At 44.7% G+C, this 23,694-nt stretch carries 25 protein-coding genes; 20 read left to right on the top strand and 5 right to left on the bottom strand.

Features of this window, described 5'->3' with window-relative positions; translation table 11 throughout:
• The first annotated feature begins 65 nt into the window (after positions 1-65).
• The gene (locus tag AC5V8P_RS08980; RefSeq protein WP_064795826.1) at positions 66-857 is read left to right on the top strand and encodes a dioxygenase family protein; all 792 of its coding nucleotides are present in this window, start codon (positions 66-68) and stop codon (positions 855-857) included.
• 369 nt (positions 858-1,226) lie between these two features.
• Here the strand turns inward: AC5V8P_RS08980 and AC5V8P_RS08975 are convergent, their stop codons facing one another.
• Positions 1,227-1,742, bottom strand: a complete 516-nt coding sequence (locus AC5V8P_RS08975; protein WP_063209786.1) for a DoxX family membrane protein — start codon at positions 1,740-1,742, stop codon at positions 1,227-1,229.
• A gap of 251 nt (positions 1,743-1,993) precedes the next feature.
• On the opposite strand from AC5V8P_RS08975, the gene AC5V8P_RS08970 reads away from it, so the two are divergent.
• From AC5V8P_RS08970 to AC5V8P_RS08950, 5 genes are all read left to right on the top strand, one after another.
• Positions 1,994-3,088 carry a DUF3048 domain-containing protein gene (locus tag AC5V8P_RS08970; RefSeq protein ID WP_064795827.1) on the top strand — a complete coding sequence of 365 codons (1,095 nt, stop codon included), beginning with the start codon at positions 1,994-1,996 and terminating at the stop codon, positions 3,086-3,088.
• Between the two features lie 188 nt (positions 3,089-3,276).
• Positions 3,277-3,891: a DUF47 domain-containing protein gene (locus AC5V8P_RS08965; RefSeq protein ID WP_013369515.1), complete on the top strand. Its 615-nt coding sequence runs from the start codon at positions 3,277-3,279 to the stop codon at positions 3,889-3,891.
• A 14-nt stretch (positions 3,892-3,905) separates the two neighbouring features.
• Complete coding sequence (locus AC5V8P_RS08960; RefSeq protein ID WP_063209791.1) at positions 3,906-4,895, top strand: inorganic phosphate transporter; 990 nt, start codon at positions 3,906-3,908, stop codon at positions 4,893-4,895.
• Positions 4,896-5,140: 245 nt separating this feature from the next.
• Positions 5,141-6,589 carry an amino acid ABC transporter substrate-binding protein/permease gene (locus tag AC5V8P_RS08955; protein ID WP_064795828.1) on the top strand — a complete coding sequence of 483 codons (1,449 nt, stop codon included), beginning with the start codon at positions 5,141-5,143 and terminating at the stop codon, positions 6,587-6,589.
• Positions 6,582-7,310, top strand: coding sequence for an amino acid ABC transporter ATP-binding protein (locus tag AC5V8P_RS08950; protein WP_063209795.1), 729 nt, complete (start codon positions 6,582-6,584; stop codon positions 7,308-7,310). Before AC5V8P_RS08955 ends, AC5V8P_RS08950 begins: the two co-directional genes overlap by 8 nt.
• A 122-nt stretch (positions 7,311-7,432) precedes the next feature.
• Here the strand turns inward: AC5V8P_RS08950 and AC5V8P_RS08945 are convergent, their stop codons facing one another.
• Positions 7,433-7,615, bottom strand: a complete 183-nt coding sequence (locus AC5V8P_RS08945) for a hypothetical protein (RefSeq protein WP_196771810.1) — start codon at positions 7,613-7,615, stop codon at positions 7,433-7,435.
• A gap of 232 nt (positions 7,616-7,847) precedes the next feature.
• On the opposite strand from AC5V8P_RS08945, the gene corA reads away from it, so the two are divergent.
• The gene (gene corA, locus AC5V8P_RS08940) at positions 7,848-8,807 is read left to right on the top strand and encodes a magnesium/cobalt transporter CorA (protein WP_064795829.1); all 960 of its coding nucleotides are present in this window, start codon (positions 7,848-7,850) and stop codon (positions 8,805-8,807) included.
• 5 nt (positions 8,808-8,812) lie between these two features.
• On the opposite strand, the gene AC5V8P_RS08935 is transcribed toward corA, so the two are convergent.
• Positions 8,813-9,328, bottom strand: coding sequence for a hypothetical protein (locus AC5V8P_RS08935; protein WP_064795830.1), 516 nt, complete (start codon positions 9,326-9,328; stop codon positions 8,813-8,815).
• Positions 9,329-9,557: 229 nt separating this feature from the next.
• Here AC5V8P_RS08935 and AC5V8P_RS08930 point away from each other — a divergent pair, with 229 nt between their 5' ends.
• The 8 genes from AC5V8P_RS08930 to AC5V8P_RS08895 all read left to right on the top strand — a co-directional run bounded on the left by AC5V8P_RS08930 (position 9,558) and on the right by AC5V8P_RS08895 (position 16,519).
• Positions 9,558-9,848, top strand: a complete 291-nt coding sequence (locus AC5V8P_RS08930) for a YerC/YecD family TrpR-related protein (protein ID WP_007428885.1) — start codon at positions 9,558-9,560, stop codon at positions 9,846-9,848.
• A complete protein-coding gene (locus AC5V8P_RS08925) occupies positions 9,848-10,636 on the top strand; it encodes a sirohydrochlorin chelatase (RefSeq protein WP_081276733.1) in 789 nt (262 codons plus the stop codon). The genes AC5V8P_RS08930 and AC5V8P_RS08925 overlap by 1 nt, the downstream gene beginning before the upstream one ends.
• A 172-nt stretch (positions 10,637-10,808) precedes the next feature.
• Positions 10,809-11,690 carry a diacylglycerol kinase gene (locus AC5V8P_RS08920; RefSeq protein WP_063209803.1) on the top strand — a complete coding sequence of 294 codons (882 nt, stop codon included), beginning with the start codon at positions 10,809-10,811 and terminating at the stop codon, positions 11,688-11,690.
• A gap of 224 nt (positions 11,691-11,914) precedes the next feature.
• Positions 11,915-13,672, top strand: coding sequence for a 23S rRNA (uracil(1939)-C(5))-methyltransferase RlmD (rlmD, locus tag AC5V8P_RS08915; protein WP_064795831.1), 1,758 nt, complete (start codon positions 11,915-11,917; stop codon positions 13,670-13,672).
• A gap of 90 nt (positions 13,673-13,762) precedes the next feature.
• Entirely contained in the window at positions 13,763-13,897 is a 135-nt protein-coding gene (locus AC5V8P_RS08910) for a hypothetical protein (RefSeq protein WP_269203130.1), read from the top strand.
• A gap of 365 nt (positions 13,898-14,262) precedes the next feature.
• The gene (locus AC5V8P_RS08905) at positions 14,263-15,252 is read left to right on the top strand and encodes a tRNA dihydrouridine synthase (protein WP_064795832.1); all 990 of its coding nucleotides are present in this window, start codon (positions 14,263-14,265) and stop codon (positions 15,250-15,252) included.
• A 53-nt stretch (positions 15,253-15,305) separates the two neighbouring features.
• Positions 15,306-15,875, top strand: coding sequence for an SF0329 family protein (locus AC5V8P_RS08900; RefSeq protein ID WP_064795833.1), 570 nt, complete (start codon positions 15,306-15,308; stop codon positions 15,873-15,875).
• Between the two features lie 89 nt (positions 15,876-15,964).
• Positions 15,965-16,519: an amidohydrolase family protein gene (locus AC5V8P_RS08895; protein WP_064795834.1), complete on the top strand. Its 555-nt coding sequence runs from the start codon at positions 15,965-15,967 to the stop codon at positions 16,517-16,519.
• Positions 16,520-16,521: 2 nt separating this feature from the next.
• Here the strand turns inward: AC5V8P_RS08895 and AC5V8P_RS08890 are convergent, their stop codons facing one another.
• The gene (locus AC5V8P_RS08890; protein ID WP_064795835.1) at positions 16,522-17,463 is read right to left on the bottom strand and encodes an AraC family transcriptional regulator; all 942 of its coding nucleotides are present in this window, start codon (positions 17,461-17,463) and stop codon (positions 16,522-16,524) included.
• Between the two features lie 253 nt (positions 17,464-17,716).
• Here AC5V8P_RS08890 and AC5V8P_RS08885 point away from each other — a divergent pair, with 253 nt between their 5' ends.
• The 3 genes from AC5V8P_RS08885 (at position 17,717) to AC5V8P_RS08875 (ending at position 21,394) form a co-directional block, all read left to right on the top strand.
• Positions 17,717-18,736, top strand: a complete 1,020-nt coding sequence (locus tag AC5V8P_RS08885) for a glycoside hydrolase family 88/105 protein (RefSeq protein ID WP_064795836.1) — start codon at positions 17,717-17,719, stop codon at positions 18,734-18,736.
• Positions 18,737-18,748: 12 nt separating this feature from the next.
• Positions 18,749-20,923: a 1,3-beta-galactosyl-N-acetylhexosamine phosphorylase gene (gene gnpA, locus AC5V8P_RS08880; protein ID WP_064795837.1), complete on the top strand. Its 2,175-nt coding sequence runs from the start codon at positions 18,749-18,751 to the stop codon at positions 20,921-20,923.
• Between the two features lie 99 nt (positions 20,924-21,022).
• A complete protein-coding gene (locus AC5V8P_RS08875) occupies positions 21,023-21,394 on the top strand; it encodes a hypothetical protein (RefSeq protein WP_231116762.1) in 372 nt (123 codons plus the stop codon).
• A 92-nt stretch (positions 21,395-21,486) separates the two neighbouring features.
• Here the strand turns inward: AC5V8P_RS08875 and AC5V8P_RS08870 are convergent, their stop codons facing one another.
• Entirely contained in the window at positions 21,487-22,425 is a 939-nt protein-coding gene (locus tag AC5V8P_RS08870; RefSeq protein ID WP_063212920.1) for a helix-turn-helix transcriptional regulator, read from the bottom strand.
• Positions 22,426-22,548: 123 nt separating this feature from the next.
• Here AC5V8P_RS08870 and AC5V8P_RS08865 point away from each other — a divergent pair, with 123 nt between their 5' ends.
• Together AC5V8P_RS08865 and AC5V8P_RS08860 are read left to right on the top strand one after the other, a co-directional pair.
• The gene (locus AC5V8P_RS08865; RefSeq protein WP_063212919.1) at positions 22,549-22,998 is read left to right on the top strand and encodes a VOC family protein; all 450 of its coding nucleotides are present in this window, start codon (positions 22,549-22,551) and stop codon (positions 22,996-22,998) included.
• 110 nt (positions 22,999-23,108) lie between these two features.
• On the top strand, positions 23,109-23,694 hold a 586-nt coding region (locus AC5V8P_RS08860), incomplete at its 3' end, for a protein adenylyltransferase SelO family protein (RefSeq protein WP_495473603.1).

Raw genomic sequence — 23,694 nt, 5'->3', positions numbered from 1 at the left:
AATTGCGCCTCCGCCGGAGTAAAATAAAAGAGTAACACTATACTGGCGTGTGGAGGTTGGCAGCGATGACATTACCCTCAATTTTTGTTGCGCATGGTTCACCGACACTGGCTGTAGAAAATAACGCATATACCAGCTTTCTTGCAAAGCTGGGCGCGAGCCTGCCCCGACCCAAAGGAATTGTTATTTTTTCCGCGCATTGGGATAGCCCCGATCAATGTATTGGCGCGGATGATCAGCATGCAGCGTTGCACGATTTCTACGGCTTTCCCGAAGAAATGTACACTCTTGATTACCCTGCACCAGGCGATCCAAAGCTGTATGAGGAGATAGGGCATCTGTTCAGTCAGCATAACCTGTTCCACCAGCCGGTTCGGAACCGGGGACTGGATCATGGAGCATGGGTGGTTTTGCGGCATATATATCCTGATGCGGACATACCGGTCGTACCCTTGTCTATTGATTCACGGCGCGATCCTCAGGAGCAATACGAGATTGGGCGAATGCTAGCGCCACTGCGTGAACAAGGGATCTTGATTCTCGGTAGTGGAGGTTTGGTCCACAACTTGCGGACACTCAAGCAGACGAGTGAGCCAGCCGATTGGGCGGTTCAATATGATGACTGGATCGCAGAGCAGCTTCAAGACTGGAATTTGCGTCATCTATTCCAATATGACAAGAAGGCTCCATATGCCAAGCAGGCGGTTCCTTCGTATGGAATAGAGCATTTTTCCCCTTTGTTTTACGTAATGGGGGCTGCGGATCATGATCGCTCTGCGCGTAAGCTTTTTCAGTCGTATGTCCTGGGCTCATTAAGTCTCAATTGTTGGGCTTTTGGTCAAGAAAGTGGTCTGTAAATGTAGAAAAGAACTTCTGAAACCACATGGTGTGTGGGGTTGGAAGTTCTTTTGCTGTATGCTTCTTGATTAATTAGCAGGCACGTTCTTTTTTAGCCAGGCAGATACTTGCGTAGTACGCTTATCCTCATTTTGATTCAGTAATGTCATAAATGCCTGCCGTAGATCCATTCCATGTTGTATCCAACTTGTAAACGTTTGAGGAGAAGATGAATCCGAAAAAGGAGTCCCCAAGTCAGGATGGACTTGAGTACTCCTTTGTTATTTTAAATAGAGGAGGGTGCAACATGGTAACACCTTAGAGAGAAGCAACATAGCTGCACAAAAAAACAACCATTAGCCGGAGGATAACGGTTGTTTTTTGGATAGTTAAGCTATTTTTCGAGTGGGGTCCGCAAAGGTATCTTTATTTTTACCAAACAGTCCACGCAGGAAGGGCAGTACCCAACGGTCAAAGCCGATTCTTCCGGCATTTGCACCAGCAACGATTAGGAAGATTTCAACCAGCAGGTAGATGGCATTGGTGCTTACTGTACCCGAGAACAGGAACGAGAAGTTCATGACCATAGCCATCAAAGTAGCCAGTGTAGTCAAAGTACCAAGCAGCAGGCCAACCCCAACCAAGAACTCACCCAGTGGAATCAGAACGTTGAACAAACCTACATTCGGCAGGGCAAAGGCTTCAAGGAACGATCCCCACCAGCCTTGTACAGCGGGATGTTCTCCACCTGTTTTGGCAATAGCCCCCGAGATAAATCCGCCTGCGTCGAATCCGCCAGTCAGCTTCTCAAGCCCGTGGGTCATCCATTCATAACCTAGATAAACCCGTACTACAGTTAGCAGCCACATTGCAACCTTGTTCTCACGTAACCAATTGTTAAACATTCAAATCACTCCTCTTTCTTAATCTATAATGATGGGCTGTATTTCAGTTTGTTTGGGATGATCATCTTTGCTACACCTTTATTGTATTAGCTTCAGTTACAGTTATTTGTGATAAAAATCACAAAGTATGAATATTTTTTAAATTTTAATGTCTTTAGATAAGTATTCTATAGAGAGGTCATGCTTCAATCAAGACAAAAACAGGAAGAAAAGCTTATAATGAGAAAAATAAACGAAGTGGAGGGATGAACTTGTCCGGTCCCATTTCCCAACGAAATTATTGGTTGCGTGTGATGGCTTCAGCTCTGCTATGCATGATAATGGTGTCTTGTTCTGCTTTGTCCAATACGGGGGAATCTGAATCCGTTCCCCAACCGACCCAGCAAGAACTAGAGAAGAAGGCGCTTGAACAGCCTAAGGAGCCTGCTGTTCCGGCATTTACAGCTCCGCTTACCGGGCTTCCGGTGGAGAAGCCAGTTGTGGAGCGGCCGCTAGCTATTATGATCAACAATGCACCGGCTGCGCGTCCGCAGGCAGGGCTTAGCCAGGCAGATATGGTATATGAAGTTCTTGCAGAAGGCGGAATTACCCGTTTGGTAGCTTTTTTCCAAAGTCATGGGGGTGATGTGAAGATTGGTCCAGTCCGGAGCATTCGGCCGTATTTGATTGAACTGGGCGAAACTTATGGCGCGTTGCCGATACATGCAGGGGGAAGTACAGATGCCTATGCGATTTTACAGCAGCAGCGGAAGGAACATCTGGATGAGATTTCAAATGGAGGAGCTTACTTTTGGCGAAGTAAAGATCGTCGACCTCCACATAATTTATACACAGATGTAAGCAGGCTCCGCCAAGGAAGCGAAAGCAAAGGGTATATTAGACAGACGGAAGTTCCCGTATATCCTTATCTTAAAACCGGAGAAACTCCAGTTATGGTGGACGAGAGTGCCGCATCTGTGCATATCCGATTTTTGCTGAAAAGCTACCGCGTATCTTATACCTACGATCCAGTGAATCAACGATATAAGCGTTTTGTGAACGAAAAGTCACATTTGGATCAAAATAATAACCAACAGCTCTCAGCGGCGAATGTTATTGTGATGAGCACGAGGCATCAAACGCTGGATGATGTAGGCAGACTAAGTGTTGAACTGGATGATAGTGGAGAAGCTATGGTGTTTCAACAAGGAAAGTTAATCCGTGCTGAGTGGCAGCATACATCTGGCGATGCGATACGTTTTATGAAAAATGGGGTTGAAATCCCGCTAACACCGGGTACATCCTATATACATGTGGTACCTGCAGATACTCCACTAGCGGAACATGTAACGTTTGAAGCGAATTAGAAAACGTAATACACCTTTTTAGGAAAAAAATGTCGGATAATGACTCTCCATGTCGGGCATTGTATACGTATATCTTGAAATTTGCTTTTACAAACATTACAAAAACATTGATGAGTGTGATAAGATAGCAAAGGTTGTCTATTGCAGTCGAAACAGGTTGCGGATATTTTCGTAAAGGGGTAATCGTTATGAGATTGAAGAAAAAGGATATATTCTTCGAGACGTTGGAAAATATGGCAGATACGATCGTGCAAGCAGCCGATTATTTTGCCCAACATACTTCAAATTTTCAAGATGTGACTTTGTTTACCAATGAGATGAAGAAGTATGAAAATAAGTGTGATGATTACACACACACGATTATTACTGAGTTGAACAAGACCTTCATTACGCCGCTGGAACGCGACGACATCATGGAACTGACAACGACCATGGATGATGTGTTGGACGGTCTTGAAGCGACAGCCTCTCGTTTTTATATGTACAACATTACAGAGCCGGACGAGTATATTGTGCAGTTTGCTGATATTTTGCGTCAATCAGCTTATGAAATTCAGAAGGCTGTACATTTGCTTTCACAGAAAAAATTGTTGGCTATCCGCGAATACACCATTCGCCTGAATGATCTGGAAAATCAGGGGGATGAATTACTGCGTATTTGCATCAAAAACCTGTTTGCAACTGTAACTGATCCTATTGAGCTGATTAAACGTAAAGAATTGTACGAACGCCTTGAAACGACAACGGATTCATGCGAGGATGTTGCAAATATGCTGGAATCCATCATTATGCGTAACTCGTAAGGGAGTCCTTTTACATGGATACAAGTTTACTGGTATTAGGTATTGTTATTTTTCTTGCTCTGGCATTTGATTTTATCAATGGGTTTCATGATACGGCGAACGCGATTGCGACTTCGGTCTCGACCCGTGCATTGACGCCGCGACGTGCGATTATTATGGCGGCGGTTATGAACTTTCTTGGGGCTATCATATTCACTGGAGTTGCCAAAACCATTGGCGGAAGTGTGGCTGACCCTACCAAACTGACCAACGGTACTGATATCGTCATTGCGACGCTGATCGCTGCGATTATCTGGAATCTTCTAACCTGGTGGTTCGGTATTCCTTCCTCTTCTTCCCATGCACTGATTGGTGCGTTGGCTGGAGCGGTGTATGTAGGTGCGGGAGAGGATAAATTAAATTGGAGCGGCTTCATCGGGATTGTTGAGGGGTTAATTTTCTCCCCGTTGATTGCTTTTGTTGTCGGTTACATCGTGATGATGATCTTGAAATACATCTTTGCTTATCGCAGTCCGCATACGGTGAACAAAGGTTTCCGCACCATGCAGGTGATTACGGCAGCTATTCAGTCGTTCACGCATGGTACGAATGATGCTCAGAAGGCAATGGGGATCATTACATTTGCACTTGTCTCGGCTGGGTATCAAGACCATTTGGAAGTACCTATGTGGGTGAAAATTTCAGCGGCAACCGCCATGGCGCTTGGTACGTCCATTGGGGGCTGGAAGATCATCAAGACGATGGGAACCAAGATTTTCAAAATTGAACCCATCAATGGATTCGCAGCCGACGTTTCGGGGGCTTCTGTTATTTTCACAGCTACTTTGCTTCATTTACCAGTAAGTACCACTCATGCCATAACTTCGGCGATTCTGGGTGTAGGGTCTGCCAAGCGTTTTAGCGCGGTTCGCTGGTCATTAGCTGGTCGTATTGTCATAACCTGGGTAATAACGATTCCGATTGCAGCGGTGTTGTCAGGTTTGATTTTCAAAATTCTTTTCTAGTTTTTTTGCAACATGTTTTCTTGAAAATTAACATACAATATATGATACACAATAAGCTTCCGTCCGCTTTTTGCGGCAGGGGCTTATTGGCATTCTAGGGCAAAAATACATTTCCAAAGTTCACACATCCAGATAGTTCCATGAGATGTTTTTAAAAAAATACCTGACATCAAAGTAGTCAATTTTTAATAACTCCTGTAGAATAAACAGAAAACTTTGAACCGTTCAACTGACTGGAGGATCTTATGCAAAAACCAAGAAAACTAATAGCACTCATGATTTGTTTGTTTTCTGTGGTTGCCCTGGCCGGTAATTTCGGTGTAGTGGCCCACGCAGAAAATAAAACAAAATATGATATCGGCACGGATACAACGTTCGCGCCTTTTGAATTTGAAGATGTTAATGGTAAATTTGTCGGAATTGACATGGATTTACTGGCAGCTATTGCTAAGGATCAGAATTTTGAGTATACCATTAAGCCACTTGGCTTTAACGCGGCAGTGCAGGCCCTTGAAACGAATCAAGTGGATGGTGTCATTGCCGGGATGAGTATTACTGATGAACGCAAGCAAAAATTTGATTTTTCCGAGCCCTATTTTGACTCGGGTGTTGTCATGGCGGTCCGTAAGGATAATGATACGATTAAACGCTATGAGGACTTGAAAGGACAGCGTGTGGCTGTCAAAACAGGAACAGAAGGCTATACGTTCGCGGAATCCATTAAGGCTAAATATGGCTTTACTACAGTTCCGTTTGACGATTCGTCTCAAATGTATGATGAAGTTAAAACAGGTAATTCGGTTGCCTGCTTTGATGACTTTCCGGTACTGGCCTACGGTGTGACTCAGAATAATGGTCTTAAGCTGGTGACCGATAAGGAAAAAGGCGGTTCTTACGGCTTCGCTGTCAACAAAGGCAGAAATGCCGAGCTGCTGGAGAAATTTAATGCAGGGCTTGTGAATCTCCGCAACAGCGGGGAATACGACAAAATCATGTCCAAATACCTTGGTGAGTCTGGCAAAGGCGTGGCTCCTGTAGAACGCAGCCGCTGGGAGCTCATTTCAGCTTCGCTGCCCGCTTTGATCAAAGGGATGGGAAATACGCTGTTGTACACCCTGGTATCCTTGCTCGTAGCCTTTTTACTGGGATTGGTGTTTGGCTTTATGAAGGTTAGCCATAACAAAGTGTTCCGCGGGATTGCAACGGTTTTCGTTGATGTATTCCGTGGTATTCCACTGATCGTACTAGCATTCTTTATTTACTTCGGTATTCCACAGGCACTCGACTTTAAAATGCCGCTTTTTGTCGCTGCGGTATTGACGTTATCCCTGAACGCTGGTGCTTATGTGACCGAAATTATCCGCGGGGGAATTCAGTCCATTGATCCAGGACAAATGGAAGCAGCTCGTTCGCTTGGTTTGCCGTATCGGACAGCCATGCTGAAGATCATTTTGCCACAAGCTGTAAAAATCATGATCCCGTCGTTTATCAATCAGTTGGTTATTACGTTGAAGGATACGTCCATTCTGTCGGTTATCGGTCTGGTCGAATTGACTCAATCGGGTAAAATCATTATTGCGCGGACGTTCCAATCCTTTGATATTTGGCTGGTCGTTGCGGTGATGTATCTCATCGTCATTACAGTCCTGACCAAAATTTCCAACCGTCTTGAAGGGAGAGTTCGCCGTGGGTAAAATTATCGTTAAAAACCTGAAAAAAAGCTATGGCAGTAATCAGGTGCTGAAAGGTATCGACATGCAAGTACGTGAAGGCGAGGTTGTATGTGTCATTGGTCCTTCAGGTTCAGGGAAAAGTACCTTTTTACGCTGTATGAACATGCTGGAGGAAATTACGGCTGGCGAAGTCATCGTCGATGACTACAAATTGGGTGACAAAAACGTGGACATTAACAAGGTCCGTGAAAATATAGGGATGGTGTTTCAGCACTTTAATCTGTTCCCGCATATGACGGTGCTCAAGAACATTATGTTCGCACCGACTGAGCTGGGCAAACAGACGAAGGCACAAGCCCGTGAGACGGCGATGAAGCTGCTGGATCGGGTAGGTTTGGCCGATAAGGCAGATGTATTGCCAGGGAAGCTTTCCGGCGGTCAGAAGCAGCGTGTGGCGATTGCAAGAGCGCTGGCAATGAATCCTGACATTATGCTGTTCGACGAGCCAACCTCGGCGCTTGATCCTGAAATGGTCGGCGAAGTGCTCGGCGTAATGAAAGATCTGGCTCGCGAAGGTATGACAATGATGATCGTAACGCATGAGATGGGCTTTGCACGGGAAGTAAGCGACCGTGTCGTGTTTATGGACGGTGGCTATATTGTAGAAGAAGGAACGCCACAAGAGGTATTTGGAAATCCGAAAAACGAGCGGACCATTAGTTTCTTGGAGAAGGTATTGTAAGTGGGCAGGGTTTACTTTGGGCGCAGATAGAGATGTGTGTGACGCTCCGCGTTCCATTTGATCTTCCGATCGCTGTTGCCCCTGAATTTTTTGGATTGTATAACACATGAAAAGGTTAGAATTCAGGGGCAAAGGCGACCGCTTCGCTTCTCCAGATTCAAATGGACCGCTCCGCTACTGCCCACTGAAGCTGTTCCTTTCTTCGCAAAAGCTGCCCCACTTTTAAATGAGTGGGGATAGGCAGAGGCAATCGGCGGCAGGGCTTTGCTTGCTGTGCCGAAGGGGATATAGCGAGTAAGTATCATTTGATTTGAATGGTGGAACCCGGGCATCCCACAACTGTATAAGAAATGAAAAAGGATTTAAGTGATAACGAATGAATTATTTTAAGGATATGTTAGGGGGATTAAACCTGACATGTCCTTTTCTTATTTAGTGTATAGAAATATAGAACTTGAGATTTGTATAATGTGGAATGGCTTATATAAAATATAAATGACATATAAGACGGCAGTATTGAAGCTAGGGGGACATACGGTGATACGTACATTGACGATAGGTCATGATCATCAGGTGACGGTGGGACAACCGTTAGAGCAGATTGTCATGGAAGATTACATATGGATTTGGGCCGACTTTAACGAGCCTACAGAGAGCGAGTCAGAGCTGCTAACGAGTTATTTTCATTTTCATCCGCTGGCTGTGGAGGATTGTATGCATGTTCTGCAACGTCCCAAACTGGATTATTACGAAGATGTACAATTTCTGGTGGTGCATGCGCTTGATGCGGATACATTAGAGGCGGAAGAGGTAGATATATTTATTAACAGCCGTTTTTTGGTTACTTATCACCATCATGAACTAGAGGAGCTGGATCAAGCCTGGGAACGGATTGTCGAGCATGCGCATGAACGCAAAATATGGTCTCGCGGACCGCTGGCTGCGGCTTATACGGTGATGGACAAGCTAGTAGACAACTATTTTCCGAGCCTTTTTATCATTGAGGATGAACTAGCCGAGCTGGAAGGTTTGGGCGCACATGAATCGGTAGAGGAATTAATGAAGCAGGTGTTTGACCTGCGTGGCAGGTTGCTCAAGCTGCGCCGTACAATCGTCCCGATGCGTGATCTGATGTACCGTGTTTTAAATTCGCAGCATGTGCAGGGTCAGGGGGATCATATGGCTTATTTTACGGATATCTATGATCATTTATTGAAGCTGACAGACATGCTGGAGGCCGACCGCGAGATGACAGCCGACCTGAGAGACAGTTACATATCGCTTAATTCCAATCGCATGAACTCAATTATGAAGACGCTGACTGTAATTACGACTATTTTTATGCCCTTAACGTTGATTGCAGGAATCTATGGTATGAATTTTTCCAATATGCCCGAGTTGGGCTGGAAATATGGATATTTTAGCGTAATGTTCTTTATGTTCTTATTGAGTGTGGCGATGGTGGTGTGGTTTATTCGCCGAGGCTGGTTTAAATAATTAGCCTACTTTCTTGTGCGCTTGCGCGGACGTCTGCGCGGGGTAGTGGTGCTTTTGCGCTGTGTCTTTTTCCGGCGTCGGCGTGGTGGTGTATATTCATCCAGTTCCTCAGTAAACTCTGTTTTGGAATTTTTGCTTGCGTTTTTGTTGAATGCGGGGAGCGCGCCCATAATCAGTTTTGCCATCGGAGCAAATTGCTGCACGCTAGACATGATCTTTTGTACCTTGCCGACAGTAGCAACAATCCCGTCAATACCGCCCATACGGTCAATTAAACCCTTAATATCGTTGAGATTACCAAGACTGCCAAGACCGCCAAGCAGTCCTCCTTTGGCCGGGGCGGGGTCTGGCGTGATCACGGTGGAATCTGTTACACTCGCTGGTGCCTCATAAGGTACCACTGCGGAGGAATCGGCTTGCGGAACCTCGCTGTAGGGATCGAGTCCAGGATAAGAAGTTGAATTATACGGATCGGAAATGGAACGCGTTTGCGCTCTCCGATGGTAGTAATGTCCAGGCATGAGATCACATTCCTTTGCAGATTGATACTCTACTGTATGTAACAAACGCACAGTGGGTTTAGGCACGTGTCCTGAAATCAGGTATAAAAGCGGATTTGGGCATTCGTACGGTATGCTTCTGTGGTCATGTAATGTTGTTCTGTGATGCGTGAAACCGTTAATGCTTGAAAAACTAACTATTTCTCAGGTACAATGAGGAGAGATTGTAACCTTTGGGAGATGATAATCTATGCAGCTCAAAAAGCTTAATGATAAAAGTATTGATCAATTATTCGAAGCTATCTTAACTCTTAAAAATTTGGAAGAGTGCTATGTATTTTTTGATGATCTGTGCACGATTAATGAAATCCAATCCCTCTCCCAACGTCTGGAGGTTGCCCGTATGCTTGGCAAAGGCAGCACATATAATCAGATTGAAGCTGAGACGGGAGCCAGCACAGCCACCATTTCACGTGTGAAGCGTTGTCTGAACTATGGGAATGACGGATATAAAATGACTCTAGAACGTTTGGGTCGCTAATGCGGAACCCTGGGATACTGGTCATCAGCCATGGCTCTAGGGAGCCATATTGGGTGGAACAGGTGGATCAGGCAGTTGCAAAGCTTCAATTGCTGGAAGAAATGCCGGTAGAGGTTTCTTTTTTGGAAACGGTTAAAGGAAGATTGATTCAAAATGGCATTGATCGTCTGGAATCCTTGGGGGTAACAGATATACTGGTTATTCCTTTGTTTGTGTCGTCAGGCAGTACGCATGTAGATGAAATAAGCTATGCGCTGGGAGTCAAGGCTGCACCAGACAAAGAAACAGATCTGGAACCCTTTCGAATAAAGGCACGTGTATATTTTGGCAGTCCATTGGATGACGGTGAAGATGTTGCCCGCATGGTGTGGGACAAGGTTCGCCCGTTGTCGGTTGATCCTGCGAGAGAGGTTATTTTACTCGTAGGACACGGGAGCGTGCACAATGGCTTTCTTCAGCGCTGGGAGCGGGGGATTTCCTCGTTGGCCCGTACGGTGCAGGACGTGAGTGGGATCATCACAGACCACGCTTTGCTAAATCCCGAGCGTGTGCATGATAAGGCAGCGTATTGGAATCAGGAGCGGGGTCATAATGTTATTGTGGCACCGCTGTTTTTGAGTTCTGGGTATTTTACAAGTCATATGATTCCTAAACGCTTACAGGGGCTGGATTACCGTTATTCAGGAGATCCTTTATTGCCGCATCCTTTGCTTACAAGCTGGATGGACAGACAAATTCGTGAACTGTTACAGAGGATGGAGAAGCAAGCGTGGACCGATAATAAATAATCTGAATTTGGCGATGGTGTTCCCAACCTGAAATTCCCTTATTTGGATAGTGAATGGCTTCTTTTATTGTAAAAGAGGCCTTTTTCCAGTATGATGATATTTTGTACAGACTGAATGTGATGAATTGCTATGTGAATATAAATATCATTAAATATACGGGTGGCGTAACGGAATGAAAAGAGCTAGATTAATCTACAACCCGACCTCTGGGCGTGAGGAAATGAAGCGTCGCCTTGCGGATGTCCTGCAGCGCCTGGATGAAGGTGGAATTGAGGCTTCTTGCCATGCAACTACAGGGGAAGGGGACGCAACGCGTGCTGCAACAGAGGCCATTGAGCGTGGGTATGATATGATCATTGCCGCAGGTGGCGATGGTACATTGTATGAGGTTATTAACGGGATGGCTGAAAGGGAAAACCGCCCACCTCTGGGTGTGTTTCCTCTGGGGACAACGAATGATTTTGCCAGAGCACTGGGCATTCCCAGGCATTGGGAGGATTATTGTGACCTCGTAATTCGTCAAAATCCGAAGCCGCTGGATATCGGAAAAGCCAATGACCGCTATTTTATCAACATCGCAGGCGGCGGTACTTTAACCGAGCTTACGTATGAAGTTCCAAGCAAGCTCAAAACGATGATTGGCCAATTGGCCTACTATTTCAAAGGTATGGAGAAGATGGTCAGTCTTGCACCGCAGGAGCTGATCATCAAGGCATCGGGTCAGGAAGTGATCCATGATGAATTTATGCTTTTCCTGATCGCCAATACGAATTCGGTCGGCGGGTTTGAAAAGCTTGCTCCCGGGGCGACAATAGATGATGGACTGCTCGATGTCATCGCTGTGCGGAAATGCAATCTGGCGGAAATGATTCGCTTGGTTACACTTGCGCTGCGCGGAGAGCATTTGCAGGACAAGAAAATCGTTTATTTCAGAACAGATTACATGGAAGTGACCTCACCTGGCTATGTTCAGCTTAACCTGGATGGCGAATTAGGAGGCACCTTGCCAGCTACTTTCCGGAATTTGCCGCATCATTTGAATGTGTTCCGGTGAGGAAATGAGAAGGGAAGATTCTGTTTCCGATTAATTGAGTGGTTTGATATGCGGAACGCAGAGAAGATAGTTGTTTTTTGTAGGAAACATATCGGTCCTTGCCGTTCTCCGTGAGGAGTAACGGCATTTTCAAGTTGATGTTTAAACGTCGTCTACATGACGATTTGAATGATATGGCTGATTGAAGATAAGTGAGAAAAGAAGAACAGAAAGAAGTGACCATCATGACGAATAACCGTAGCGGACGTGGAAAAAGCCGCCGGAATACAGCAACAGCAACTCCAGTTCCAGGAAAGCAGCACAACAAGATCATGCAGGTGAAAAAAGAGAGAGAACTGGAACAGTCACGAGTTGGAGTTGGGAATAGAATGCTTCAAGTCGAAAGAAGAAATGGGAATAGCAATGGAAATACGGATGGAAATGTAAATGATTCGGATCGGAAGAAAAGGGGCGAACGAGGTTTCCGTCGTTCTTCCGGCGTTAGACAGACTCAAGCAGCTTCCAATCGCAACCGGCCTAGTGCACAGCATCTGGATCTGCCTGTGCAAAAGAACGATGAGATCGTAATAGACATCATCGGCATGAACCACGATGGCGAGGGTGTGGGGCGTGTTGAGGGTTTTACGTTGTTCGTTCCGGGTGCGTTACCGGGTGAAAAGGTACGGGTCAAGGTGCTGAAAACGAAAAAGCAGTACGGCTATGCCAAGCTGCTGGATATTGTGCAGGCTAGCCCTGACCGGATTGCAGCTCCGTGTGCCATCTACGATCAATGCGGCGGTTGTCAGCTCCAGCATATGAGCTACGAAGCGCAGTTGGGCTGGAAGCGGCAGCATGTGGTGGATGTGCTGGAGCGTATCGGGAAGCTGAGTGTGGCTAGGGAGTCCAGTGAGCATACTGCAGAGATTTTGGCTGCATCTGCGGATGGAAATGCCGACAGCATGTCGCGTGTGCATGACGTAGTCGTGCATCCTACGCTTGGTATGAGTGAGCCGTGGCGGTACCGCAACAAAGCCCAGGTGCCGATTGGTGTCACCGAGGGCGGGCTTGTCGGCGGCTTCTACGCACGTGGCAGCCATCGGATCGTGGATATGAACACCTGTCTTATTCAGGATGAGCGCAATGACGAAGTGGTCGCACGTGTCAAAGAGATTGGCCGAATGCTGGGCATCAGTGCATATAATGAAGAAACCGGACGCGGGCTGTTGCGCCATGTCGTGGTGAAGACCGCTTTTCGCACAGGTGAAATGATGCTGGTGCTTGTCACGAATGGGCGAGATATTCCGCACGCAGATGCGTGGATCGGCAGTATTCGTGAGCATATCCCACACGTGGCAAGCATATGCCAGAACGTGAACACGAAGCGAACGAACGTTATTTTTGGCGACGAGACTCGTGTACTGTGGGGTCGTGACGTGATCTACGACTACATTGGAAACGTACAGTTTGCGATCTCCGCACGCTCCTTTTATCAGGTGAATCCTGTGCAAACGGAAGTGCTGTATAGCAAAACCGTCGAATATGCCGGGCTCACAGGCAAAGAAACGGTAATTGATGCGTATTGCGGCATCGGCACGATCTCTTTGTTCCTCGCTCAACATGCAGACCAGGTGTATGGGGTGGAGATTGTCAAAGAAGCTATCGACGATGCACGGAGTAATGCGCTATTGAACGAAATGCGTAATGTAAAGTTTGAGGTAGGCGCTTCCGAGGACGTCATTCCTGCATGGAAAGAGCAAGGCATCACCGCCGACGTTATCGTCGTCGATCCACCCCGCAAGGGCTGCGATCCACGCCTGCTCGACACCATTCTGGAGATGAAGCCAGAGCGCGTGGTGTATGTATCCTGCAATCCAAGCACACTGGCGCGGGATTTAAGGATATTGGAGGATGGCGGATATAGTACTGTGGAAGTTCAACCTGTAGATATGTTTCCGCATACGGTTCATGTGGAGAGTGTTGTGCTGTTGGTCAGAAAAGGCTAATAGTTGAGGTGTATTGGCGTTTGAAAAAGGGAAGGTAAAAAAACAAACCAAACCAAAGAAAATGAGTTTAACTTAAATATTCCTCGCTACGTGGATACGTTTGAAGAAGAACAAGTCATTGATCTTGCCGAAGTGAGTAAGCTTTTAGAGCAAGATAAAAAAGAAATCGCTGAACTTGAAGCCAAAATCAATGAACAGCTGAAAATTTTAGGTATTCATGTGTAGAAATTGACGAAAAGGGTCAAGGATATTATTCCTCGGCTCTTTTTTTAAGCCAATCTCTTGGGAACGGCGTAGGCTGGGGGAAGTTATGCCGTGCAGTATTGTATTTCCATGAACTGCGGCGCAGGACGTTATAGAAGATGGCAAGGAGGGGCGAGGCTCTTCCTTTTTTTGCGAGTCTTTTGGGGAGTATGCTCCTCTATTGAGTATGATATACTCATTTAGATGTCTATGCTTAACATATACGGCCGTTTGAACTACGTTTCTTAAACATGTTATATGTGAAGAAGAAGCAAGGACATGAACAGGTTAGCTTTACTATTTTGGGACCAAAGATTTGTCCTGGTATGTATAGAGGAGTTTTTGATATGATGAATAATTTTTGGCGTGATTTGCCACGACCCTTTTTTATACTGGCACCGATGGAAGATGTGACGGATGTTGTGTTTCGCCATGTCGTAAGTGAAGCAGCCAGACCGGATGTGTTTTTTACGGAGTTTGCGAATACAGAGAGTTATTGTCACCCGGAGGGGAATAAAAGTGTACGCGGGCGTTTGACTTTTACAGAGGATGAACAGCCCATGGTGGCCCATATCTGGGGAGATAAGCCGGAATATTTCCGTGAAATGAGCATCGGTATGGCGAAAGAAGGCTTCAAAGGCATCGATATTAATATGGGTTGTCCTGTAGCGAATGTAGCCGAGAATGGGAAGGGAAGCGGCCTGATCTGCCGTCCCGAAATCGCAGCGGATATCATTCAGGCCGCGAAAGCCGGGGGACTGCCCGTGAGTGTAAAAACAAGGCTCGGTTTCACAGCCGTAGACGAATGGCGCGACTGGTTGACCCATATTTTGAAACAAGACATTGTGAATTTGTCCATTCATCTGCGGACAAGAGAGGAAATGAGCAAAGTAGACGCTCACTGGGAACTGATTCCGGAGATTAAGAAACTTCGTGATGAGGTGGCACCAGATACACTGCTGACCATTAACGGAGATATTCCGGACCGTCAGACTGGCTTGAAGCTCGCTGAGCAATATGGAGTGGATGGCATTATGATTGGGCGTGGTATTTTCCAGAATCCATTTGCGTTTGAGAAGGAGCCGAAGGAACACAGCAGTGAGGAATTGCTTGAACTGCTGCGGCTTCATCTAGATCTCCATGATCATTATTCAGCGCAGGAGCCACGTTCGTTCAGCCCTCTCGCTCGCTTCTTCAAAATATATGTCCGTGGATTCCGAGGGGCAAGTGAACTCAGAAACAGCTTAATGAACGCCAAATCAACAAGTGAAGTGCGTACATTGCTTGATGAGTTTGGAAGCAAGGACCATGATGAGGTAGAGGACCGTGGAAATTAAATTGCCAAGTTGGGGATGGGCTGTTAGTAGGCATTGAAAACATAGGAGGATATATGTCCTGGAGTAAATTGAAGCAACAACTGGAGAGCTTCCGCTGTCCTGCGTTAGACGGAAGGGTCGAATACCGAGCGACCAGTTACCGTTATTTGCCTGATAAATCTGGAGTTTGTTATATAACTGTAGATAAGAAGAACATACTCAATATGAATGATATCACTAGTCCAATCAAATGGTATCAGACGGAGTTGGAAATTAAGAATGATCCAGATATCCAAGTTCCTATCAGCAATGAAGAAATTGAAACGATCAGAAAAGATACTAATGGGAACGTTCCGGAGGATCGTCTACAAGTAATTGCAAGAGGTAGAAAAATCTCAGAACATGCAAAGGAGCTTTTGTCAGCACAGGCCTCATTAAGCAAGTCTAATTTTAATGTTTTAGCTAATAAATTTTTAACTACTTCTATAGAGGAAAGCTTAGAGAGTAATGATATCTTATTAAATATTCTAGCTTTAGTGGACAGACGAGTAGGAAAAAAGCGAATATTAAAGATGACCGAGAAGATGAAGTTAAAGCATCCGATTGTGCAGTATTTTTATGAGTTACGGCGTAGTACGTTATGAAAAAAATAACTTTCAATAATGGGGACACTTCATGTCAGGGTTGTTCTCACTGAAAACATGAATGAAGACTTGAAAGAAATTGGGGAAAAGTGGAGTGGAAAACAGGGCAAACTGGCTTCCATTATCATGTCTTTTCCCTGTTTTTTATATCGGGCTATACTGCATTGATTCCTACTTTGCAGGCCGGGTATCCCATTGCGAAACTGGACACAAGCCTGACGAAGGTGAATGAAATGGTTAAGGAAAATTCGCGGCTTGTGTATGACTCCATGCTGAAGGGGCTGCGTCAGGCTGTAGAACACGAGATCAAAATTGGAATTGGAACGGATGCCGCAATGTCTTACGTCACTCACTATGATATGTGGCGGGAACTAGACCACTATATGAGACAAACGAAACTGAATGCGGGTCAGGTCATCGAACGGGTAACCCAATCTAATGCGGAAATCTTAGGCATTGATCATCTTACAGGTAGCATTGATACCGGAAAACAGGCAGATTTAATCGTGCTGGAGGACAACCCTTTGGACAATATAAAAGCTTTGTCGAATGTAGCCATGGTTATGGTGAGAGGCAATCTTATACAGACACCATCGGTGACCCGAATTCAGGAAGTGGACGAGCTGCTTGATTCAGTTTGGTAAAATTAAACCCACCCCGTAAACTCCAGTATGGACGCTTTCGCCGATTGTGCTTCGGATTGCGCTCCTTTACGCCATTCTTTTGGCGGCTCTCCCATAAGCTTGGAGAAGCATCGATTAAAGCTGGAAATGGAGCGATAGCCGACTTGCTCGGAGATCGAAAGAATGGAGTCATTTGTGCTTTTTAGCTGCTTGCAGGCTTCTTCGATTCGGGTGCTGTTTAGGAAATCGAGAGGGGACGTTCCCATAATCTCATGAAATTTTCTGCGAAAATGAGTTGTACTTAAATGGCACAGGTCAGCCAAAAAATCAATGTTAACAGGTGTCATATAATTTTTCGTGATGTACTCCAAAGCTGGAGAAATGGCAAAATCGCTTTTCCGGCTATGTACTGTTTCTGCATCTTTCAATGATTCATTCCTGGAGTGAATTCTGAGAAGTTCTATATAAAGGGATAGCAATAAGCCGTAGGCGCTTTCCTGATAGTAAGGATTCTGTTGTTGTAATTCCTCTACGATCGAAGTCGCAAGTGTATACACCTTGGGATGCTGCTCCTTGTTTAATATACAGTTCGTTCCCTTCATCACCCACAAGTTTGGCTCAAAGTTGCTGTAAGCGCTTTTAAGAGAGTGTTGGAAAAGGTCCTCTGGCGAAAAAAAGATATAAGACCAAAGGCTGGCTGTATTTGGCGAGCTGTACGTGGTGTGAGGAAGATACCTAGGGATAAAAGTCACATCCCCGGCTTTGAAGGGGACTGCTTCTCCTTTGATCTCCATGATGCCACCATCCGAATAGCAAATACCAATCTCCAAATGGTTATGGAAATGGAGATGCTCACTTTTAATATCTGAAATCTTCCAGCGTTCGCCGCTTAATAGCAAGACAGGAAAGCTGATGGGCAAGCTATAGTGTCGATATTCTATAACGGGCTTCTTTTTTCTAGGCATATTCGATACTCCCGCAACTTGGATTTGAGTTGATTATAGGTCAACGTTACATCAAGCTTAGCCAGCAGATATACATAACAGGATTTTGCAAAATCCTCACATAAATGATTGGAATTGCGCAGTTTTGTTGCAAATGTGCTTAGATTGAGACTATTTTACTGCGTACAATGGAATAAGTAAAGCGTTTCCAAAACAGTGACGAACTGCTCTCAAACGCCTTTGGGGGCGTGTGCACTAGAAGAGGGGAATAACGATGCTTCAATTAACTTATGACAAGGAAGAGATATTAAGAGTTATCGACAAAGTCGTCAGAAAAACGATGGCGATGGATTTAACGTGGGATTGGCCTTGCGGTGTGGCTTATTATGGTGTATCCAGAGCCTATACGAAAACAGGAAATAAAGATTACTTGAATATGCTTGTCCAGTGGGCAGATGAATACATCGAGCTGGGTCTGCCGCACTGGACGGTAAACACATGTGCCATGGGCCATATGCTGATCACATTGTATGAAGAAACAGGGGACCAGAAATATTGGGATATTGTGATGAGCAAGGTGGATTACATCCAAAACCTTGCTCTCAGGTTCGGAAACCGTGTTCTCCAGCATACGGTATCCGTTGCTAATGATTTTCCAGAACAGGCATGGGCAGACACGTTGTTTATGGCGGCATTCTTTCTGCTTCGTGTAGGAACCAAATTAAAGGACGAGCAAATGATCCAGGATGCCTTAAATCAATATTACTGGCATATTAAATACCTGCAAGACCCTAGTAGCGGCTTCTGGTACCATGGCTACAACAATGTCAAACAGGATCACATGTCCGGATTTTTCTGGGGAAGAGCGAATGCTTGGGGAGCATATACCATGTCACAAGTCAAAATTCATTTGAAAGACTGGTACTTGTATCCGAAGTGCATGGACGTGGAGTGTTCCCTTCGGGATCAACTGGCGGCATTGAAGGGTGTGCAAACAGAGAATGGCCTGTGGCGGACGGTACTGGATGACGAGGAGTCCTATGAAGAAGTGTCTGCATCTTGCGGTATCGCGGCGGCCATGATCAATAATGGCAATCCGCTGCATACCAAATACGTGCAAAAGGCATTGGAGGGCATCTTAAACCATATTAGCGAAGATGGACGGGTACTGGGTGTATCGGGCGGTACAGCGGTTATGAAAGATCGTGAAGGGTATCGCAATATTCCAAAAGACTGGATTCAGGGCTGGGGACAAGGCTTGGCGTTGGCTTTTCTATCCGATATGTTGAATTAGGAGGGATCGAAGTTGTCTAAACAAACAACGGGGGCCTTTACGCTACCGGGGGAATCTGGGTATGAGGCACTGACCCTGAAATTAGCTGAACGATGGGGCGCTGATGTCATCCGTGACAGTGACGGCACACAGTTGTCCGATGAGATTATAAACGCTGGGTACGGCATTTATTCCACAATCTGTATCATCAGAGATCATAACAAGTGGGCGTCCCGTAATCTGGAAAAGCTGCAACAGTGTTTTTTAATTACGAATCCGAAGGTAGCTATACAGGATTATGTATCCATCTATCTGATGGAGGATTTTTTTACAGAACAATTCAAAGTAAATGATTCCAAAGAGGCGTTGAACTACTGGCAGGTTTTTGATAGAACGACCGGGGGAGAAGTTCCAAGAGAACAATGGAATTATGAAAGGGAATCCGGAAATGTGGTGATTACCGGAATTGCTCCTTGGCATAAATACACGGTAAGCTTTATGGTCTATCGGATCTGGGAAGAGATTTCCATGTACAATCACACCACGAACCATTGGGACAAAGAGCATTTAATGCAGATTGATCCTATGTATACAGAAACGCAACAGTATCTACTGGATTGGATGGAAGATTGGTGTCTCCAGCATAAGGAAACCACGGTTGTTCGGTTCACCTCCTTATTTTATAACTTCGCCTGGATCTGGGGCAGTAATGAGCGCAATCGCCATCTCTTCTCAGATTGGGGATCATACGATTTTACGGTAAGTTCAAGAGCACTGGATCTGTTTGCCAAGAGAAATGGGTATTCGATGACTGCCGAGGATTTTGTGAATGGCGGGAAATATCGAGTCACACATATCCCGGCTGAGCAGCGCAAGCTGGACTGGATGGCATTTATCAATGATTTTGTAATTGAATTTGGCAAAAAATTAATTGATATTGTGCATCAGCACGATAAGCTGGCCTACGTGTTTTATGATGACAGTTGGGTTGGGATGGAGCCTTATAATGACCGTTTTCAAGAGTTTGGATTTGGCGGGTTGATTAAATGTGTGTTCTCAGGTTATGAGGCGAGGCTGTGTTCAGGTGTAAAAGTGAATACGCATGAGATTCGGCTGCATCCCTACTTATTTCCGGTTGGCTTAGGCGGGCTTCCCACCTTTATGGAAGGGGGCGATCCCACGCTGGATGCCAAAAAGTATTGGATTAACATCCGGCGCGCCCTGTTGAGAGAACCGATTGATCGGATTGGCCTGGGCGGATATTTGCATCTTGTCGAGCCTTACCCGGATTTTTGTGATTACATCGAAAAGATTGCCAATGAATTCAGAGAAATCAAAGAACTCCATCATGAAGGCAAGCCCTATCACATAAAGACGAAGGTAGCTATTCTGCACAGCTGGGGAAAATTAAGATCGTGGACCTTGTCCGGTCATTTCCACGAAACGTATATGCATGATTTAATTCATATCAATGAAGCTTTATCTGGTTTGCCGATTGAAGTGCAGTTCATTGATTTTGAGGATATCCGTCAGGGAATTCTACAGGATTGTGATGTAGTGATCAATGCCGGCTCTGCTGGTTCAGCATGGAGTGGTGGGAAGCACTGGAATGACAACAAGTGTGTGGACTTACTGACCCAATGGGTTTATGAGGGTGGCACCTTTATTGGCATTAACCAGCCTTCGGCGGTTGAAGGTCATGACAGCTTGTTCAGAATGGCACATGTCCTCGGGCTGGATGAGGATACAGGCTCCAGAGTAGCTCATGGAAGATGGACATATAAGGTTAGAGATGAGCATAGTTTGGTACCTGAAGGGGCAAGTATAACGCCAAAGCATGGCATTTATCTTACTGATGGGTCAGCAGCAGTAGTGGATGAAACAAGTGGTATGATAACACTATCCACTCATGCCTTCGGTAAAGGCAAGGGGATTTACCTTCCTTCTTTCAAATTCAGTTGGGAAAACACAAGATTGCTGCTAAATATAATTCGCTTTGCGGGCAATGAGCTCAATGAAACGAAGTACATTACGGATAACTTATATACAGAGTGTGCTTACTATCCTGAAAGTAAAACATTAGTTGTTATTAACAATAGCGATCAACTTCAAAAAACGACGATTGAAACGGATTATGGCAAACAAACCATGGAGTTAGAGCCGTATGACACCATGATCACCCATATCGGCCTAACAAAATCGGTGTAGAAATGAAAAAATGAGAAAAAATTCAGCCAAATTACTAAGGATTTTGTCCATTCCAAAGTATCTAATCCTTCATTAACTATAAGTACAATAATGAAGGAGATGATTTCTTTGCGAAAGGCAACCTTATTGAAAATTAAAAATGCGGAAGCAAAGTTGGGAAAAAAACTGAAAAAAAGAAGTCACGTGGTTAAGAGCACTAGAAAAGCCATTCGTGTAACTCAACTTGGAGATGGGTTTGCACGTTTCACTTTCTCCCCAGTCACTCTTCCTCCAAATAGCTTTAGAAGCACTACGATTAACGGTAACGGCTACAATCTGATTAGCGGTTCATGGATTTTCTCAGGAAATGACCAAGGGTTTCTTCTCGATAACTATTCAGCAGCTGAAGACAGATGGTTCTTTACTGCATGGAACCCAACTGGAACCACAAGAACGGTATCCTATGCTGTTATCGCCAAACAGAAGCCATAATTCCAATGTCATCGTTAGCAGGGGAAAAGGAGCTCAAGCCTTCTTTTCCCTGCTTAAATGTAAAGAACATCTTGAACAAACCTTCGATGGTCTCATAATTTTTGGTAGTAGGCTAAGAGGTGCGCTACTTTATCTTTAATCATTTGTTTTAAAGATTCAGGCTTCACTGATCGTACATAATGACCATATTTCATAAAATATTGAGCAATGAATTCCTCTTCTCCAGGATTATAGAATCCCTTAATGACTGTTTTATGACCCTGTTCTATTTTCATAGAGGGATAATGTTCTTTATAAAAAATATCCTTGGCTTGTTCTACAATCTCTACTTCAAAGTCAATGCTCTTCTCCGTTTGATACATCTCTAAGGAGCGGCTAAGGAGTTCGTCTATAGAAAAATGAGAATTGATGTCCTCTTCTTCTACCATGGTGATTCGATCACATCTGAAAACCCTATATTTGTTCGTATTTAACTCTATTCCCGTAGCGTACCATTGGCCAAACTTAGCGGAAATCTTGAAAAATTGAACATGGTAACTTTTGTTTCGGTTATTTTTTGAATATTGAATCTTACAGTACGTCTCATTAAGAATACTAGTTAGGATTTTGTCTAAGTAGCGACTAACATGATGATGTTGATATATTTCAAATTGAAGAACCTTTTTCATTTTATGAATCTGGTTTATTTGTAGTTCAGAAAGACAGTGTTTAAACTTCTCATGAAGTGTATTAGCACTCAAATGAAAGGGTGTGGATTGATAAGCTTCTAAGGTCAACATGGCAAAGTACAGAGCATACACTTCATCCAATGTAAAAATAATAGGGGATAGCAATCTTTTTTTTAAGATACCATATCGCCCATGTCGGCCATGTTCCGAATAAATAGGCATGCCTAACTGTTCTAATGAACTAATATCGCGTAAGGCTGTACTTTTTGAAATATGGTATTTATCCATGAGATCATTTAAATTAAAGTACTCTCGACTATTTAAGTATCTGATCATGTCATTTAATCTCTCGGATTTCTTCATACATAAATCTCCTCATAAAAGGTGTCATGTTTTGATACCTTTATAGATGATAATAAGTTCAAGGTAATAGATCAAGTCTATAAGATATCTACCTAAAAACATGATAAAAAGGAGATTGATCTCATGAGTACAACACTGGAAGTAGCTATTTTCTTGTCCATGAACGGAAAAGCAAAGGAAGCCATAGCTTTTTACAAAAAACATTTTAACGCAGAGGAACGATTCCTCGTGACTTATCAAGACATGGCTAAACGTGACAGCTCAATACAGCTTACTGCTGAAAATAAAGATTATATTTCTCATTCAGTCTTATCCATCGGAAGAACAAAGGTTATGATAGCAGAAGAAACAATGAATCCTAATGAGGAATATACCGTAGGGAATAACACTTCATTATGTATTCAAAGTGCTGACAGAGGAGAAATTGAACAATTTTATCATAGTCTCATAACAGATGAGCGAGTGAAAATCATTGTACCTTTATCTAGCAATGTGTTTAGCCAAGCCTATGGTATTATAGAAGACCCGTTCGGTATCCAAATACAATTCATGTTTGATCATCGATTACGATAAAAAAAGCAGGCTAAGAGGTACAACAGCATGGTGAAAAGTGGATAATAAATGGATAGAAGTAAAAACTAAAATGGGAAGATCCAAGATACCACAGTAGAAAAGGAGACACTATGACGGAGAAAAAAGAAATAGCAGATAAAATAGGGTGGAACTTCGACAACAGTTATTCTCGTCTGCCGGAATCTATGTTTACGAAGCTCAATCCAAATCCTGTCCGCTCACCAAAGCTGATCATTTTAAATCATCCGTTGGCAGTCTCACTGGGATTGAACGATACGGCGCTGCAAAAAGAGGATGCCGTAGCGATGTTGGCCGGCAATCAAGTTCCCGACGGTGCTACGCCTCTTGCTCAAGCTTACGCAGGACATCAATTCGGACACTTTAACATGCTAGGAGACGGCCGTGCTCTGCTGCTCGGCGAGCAGATGACTCCCTCGGGTCAACGGGTAGATATCCAGCTCAAGGGCTCAGGCAGAACGCCGTACTCTCGTCGTGGTGATGGCCGAGCAGCACTGGGGCCGATGCTGCGCGAATACATCATCAGCGAAGCGATGCATGCGTTAGGTATAGCTACTACCCGCAGCCTGGCGGTGGTAACTACGGGTGAGGCGATCATCCGGGAAACTGAGCAGCCCGGCGCCATTCTGACTCGTGTCGCTGCCAGTCATCTTCGCGTCGGCACCTTTCAATATGTCT

The organism is Paenibacillus sp. N119s (genome assembly GCF_059447605.1).
The sequence above is the reverse complement of the archived record's forward strand: the minus strand, read 5'-3'. Positions and strand labels throughout refer to the sequence as shown.

What these genes read in the sequence shown, in the direction of transcription:
- AC5V8P_RS08930 (WP_007428885.1), top strand. Translation starts at nt 9,558, where the DNA reads ATGCAGCTCAAAAAGCTTAATGATAAAAGTATTGATCAATTATTCGAA.
- AC5V8P_RS08955 (WP_064795828.1), top strand. Translation starts at nt 5,141, where the DNA reads ATGCAAAAACCAAGAAAACTAATAGCACTCATGATTTGTTTGTTTTCT.
- AC5V8P_RS08980 (WP_064795826.1), top strand. Translation starts at nt 66, where the DNA reads ATGACATTACCCTCAATTTTTGTTGCGCATGGTTCACCGACACTGGCT.
- AC5V8P_RS08890 (WP_064795835.1), bottom strand. Translation starts at nt 17,463, where the DNA reads ATGCCTAGAAAAAAGAAGCCCGTTATAGAATATCGACACTATAGCTTG.
- AC5V8P_RS08900 (WP_064795833.1), top strand. Translation starts at nt 15,306, where the DNA reads ATGTCCTGGAGTAAATTGAAGCAACAACTGGAGAGCTTCCGCTGTCCT.
- AC5V8P_RS08925 (WP_081276733.1), top strand. Translation starts at nt 9,848, where the DNA reads ATGCGGAACCCTGGGATACTGGTCATCAGCCATGGCTCTAGGGAGCCA.
- AC5V8P_RS08870 (WP_063212920.1), bottom strand. Translation starts at nt 22,425, where the DNA reads ATGAAGAAATCCGAGAGATTAAATGACATGATCAGATACTTAAATAGT.
- AC5V8P_RS08960 (WP_063209791.1), top strand. Translation starts at nt 3,906, where the DNA reads ATGGATACAAGTTTACTGGTATTAGGTATTGTTATTTTTCTTGCTCTG.
- AC5V8P_RS08885 (WP_064795836.1), top strand. Translation starts at nt 17,717, where the DNA reads ATGCTTCAATTAACTTATGACAAGGAAGAGATATTAAGAGTTATCGAC.
- AC5V8P_RS08935 (WP_064795830.1), bottom strand. Translation starts at nt 9,328, where the DNA reads ATGCCTGGACATTACTACCATCGGAGAGCGCAAACGCGTTCCATTTCC.
- AC5V8P_RS08875 (WP_231116762.1), top strand. Translation starts at nt 21,023, where the DNA reads ATGATTTCTTTGCGAAAGGCAACCTTATTGAAAATTAAAAATGCGGAA.
- AC5V8P_RS08920 (WP_063209803.1), top strand. Translation starts at nt 10,809, where the DNA reads ATGAAAAGAGCTAGATTAATCTACAACCCGACCTCTGGGCGTGAGGAA.
- AC5V8P_RS08905 (WP_064795832.1), top strand. Translation starts at nt 14,263, where the DNA reads ATGATGAATAATTTTTGGCGTGATTTGCCACGACCCTTTTTTATACTG.
- rlmD (WP_064795831.1), top strand. Translation starts at nt 11,915, where the DNA reads ATGACGAATAACCGTAGCGGACGTGGAAAAAGCCGCCGGAATACAGCA.
- AC5V8P_RS08865 (WP_063212919.1), top strand. Translation starts at nt 22,549, where the DNA reads ATGAGTACAACACTGGAAGTAGCTATTTTCTTGTCCATGAACGGAAAA.
- AC5V8P_RS08975 (WP_063209786.1), bottom strand. Translation starts at nt 1,742, where the DNA reads ATGTTTAACAATTGGTTACGTGAGAACAAGGTTGCAATGTGGCTGCTA.
- AC5V8P_RS08965 (WP_013369515.1), top strand. Translation starts at nt 3,277, where the DNA reads ATGAGATTGAAGAAAAAGGATATATTCTTCGAGACGTTGGAAAATATG.
- AC5V8P_RS08945 (WP_196771810.1), bottom strand. Translation starts at nt 7,615, where the DNA reads ATGATACTTACTCGCTATATCCCCTTCGGCACAGCAAGCAAAGCCCTG.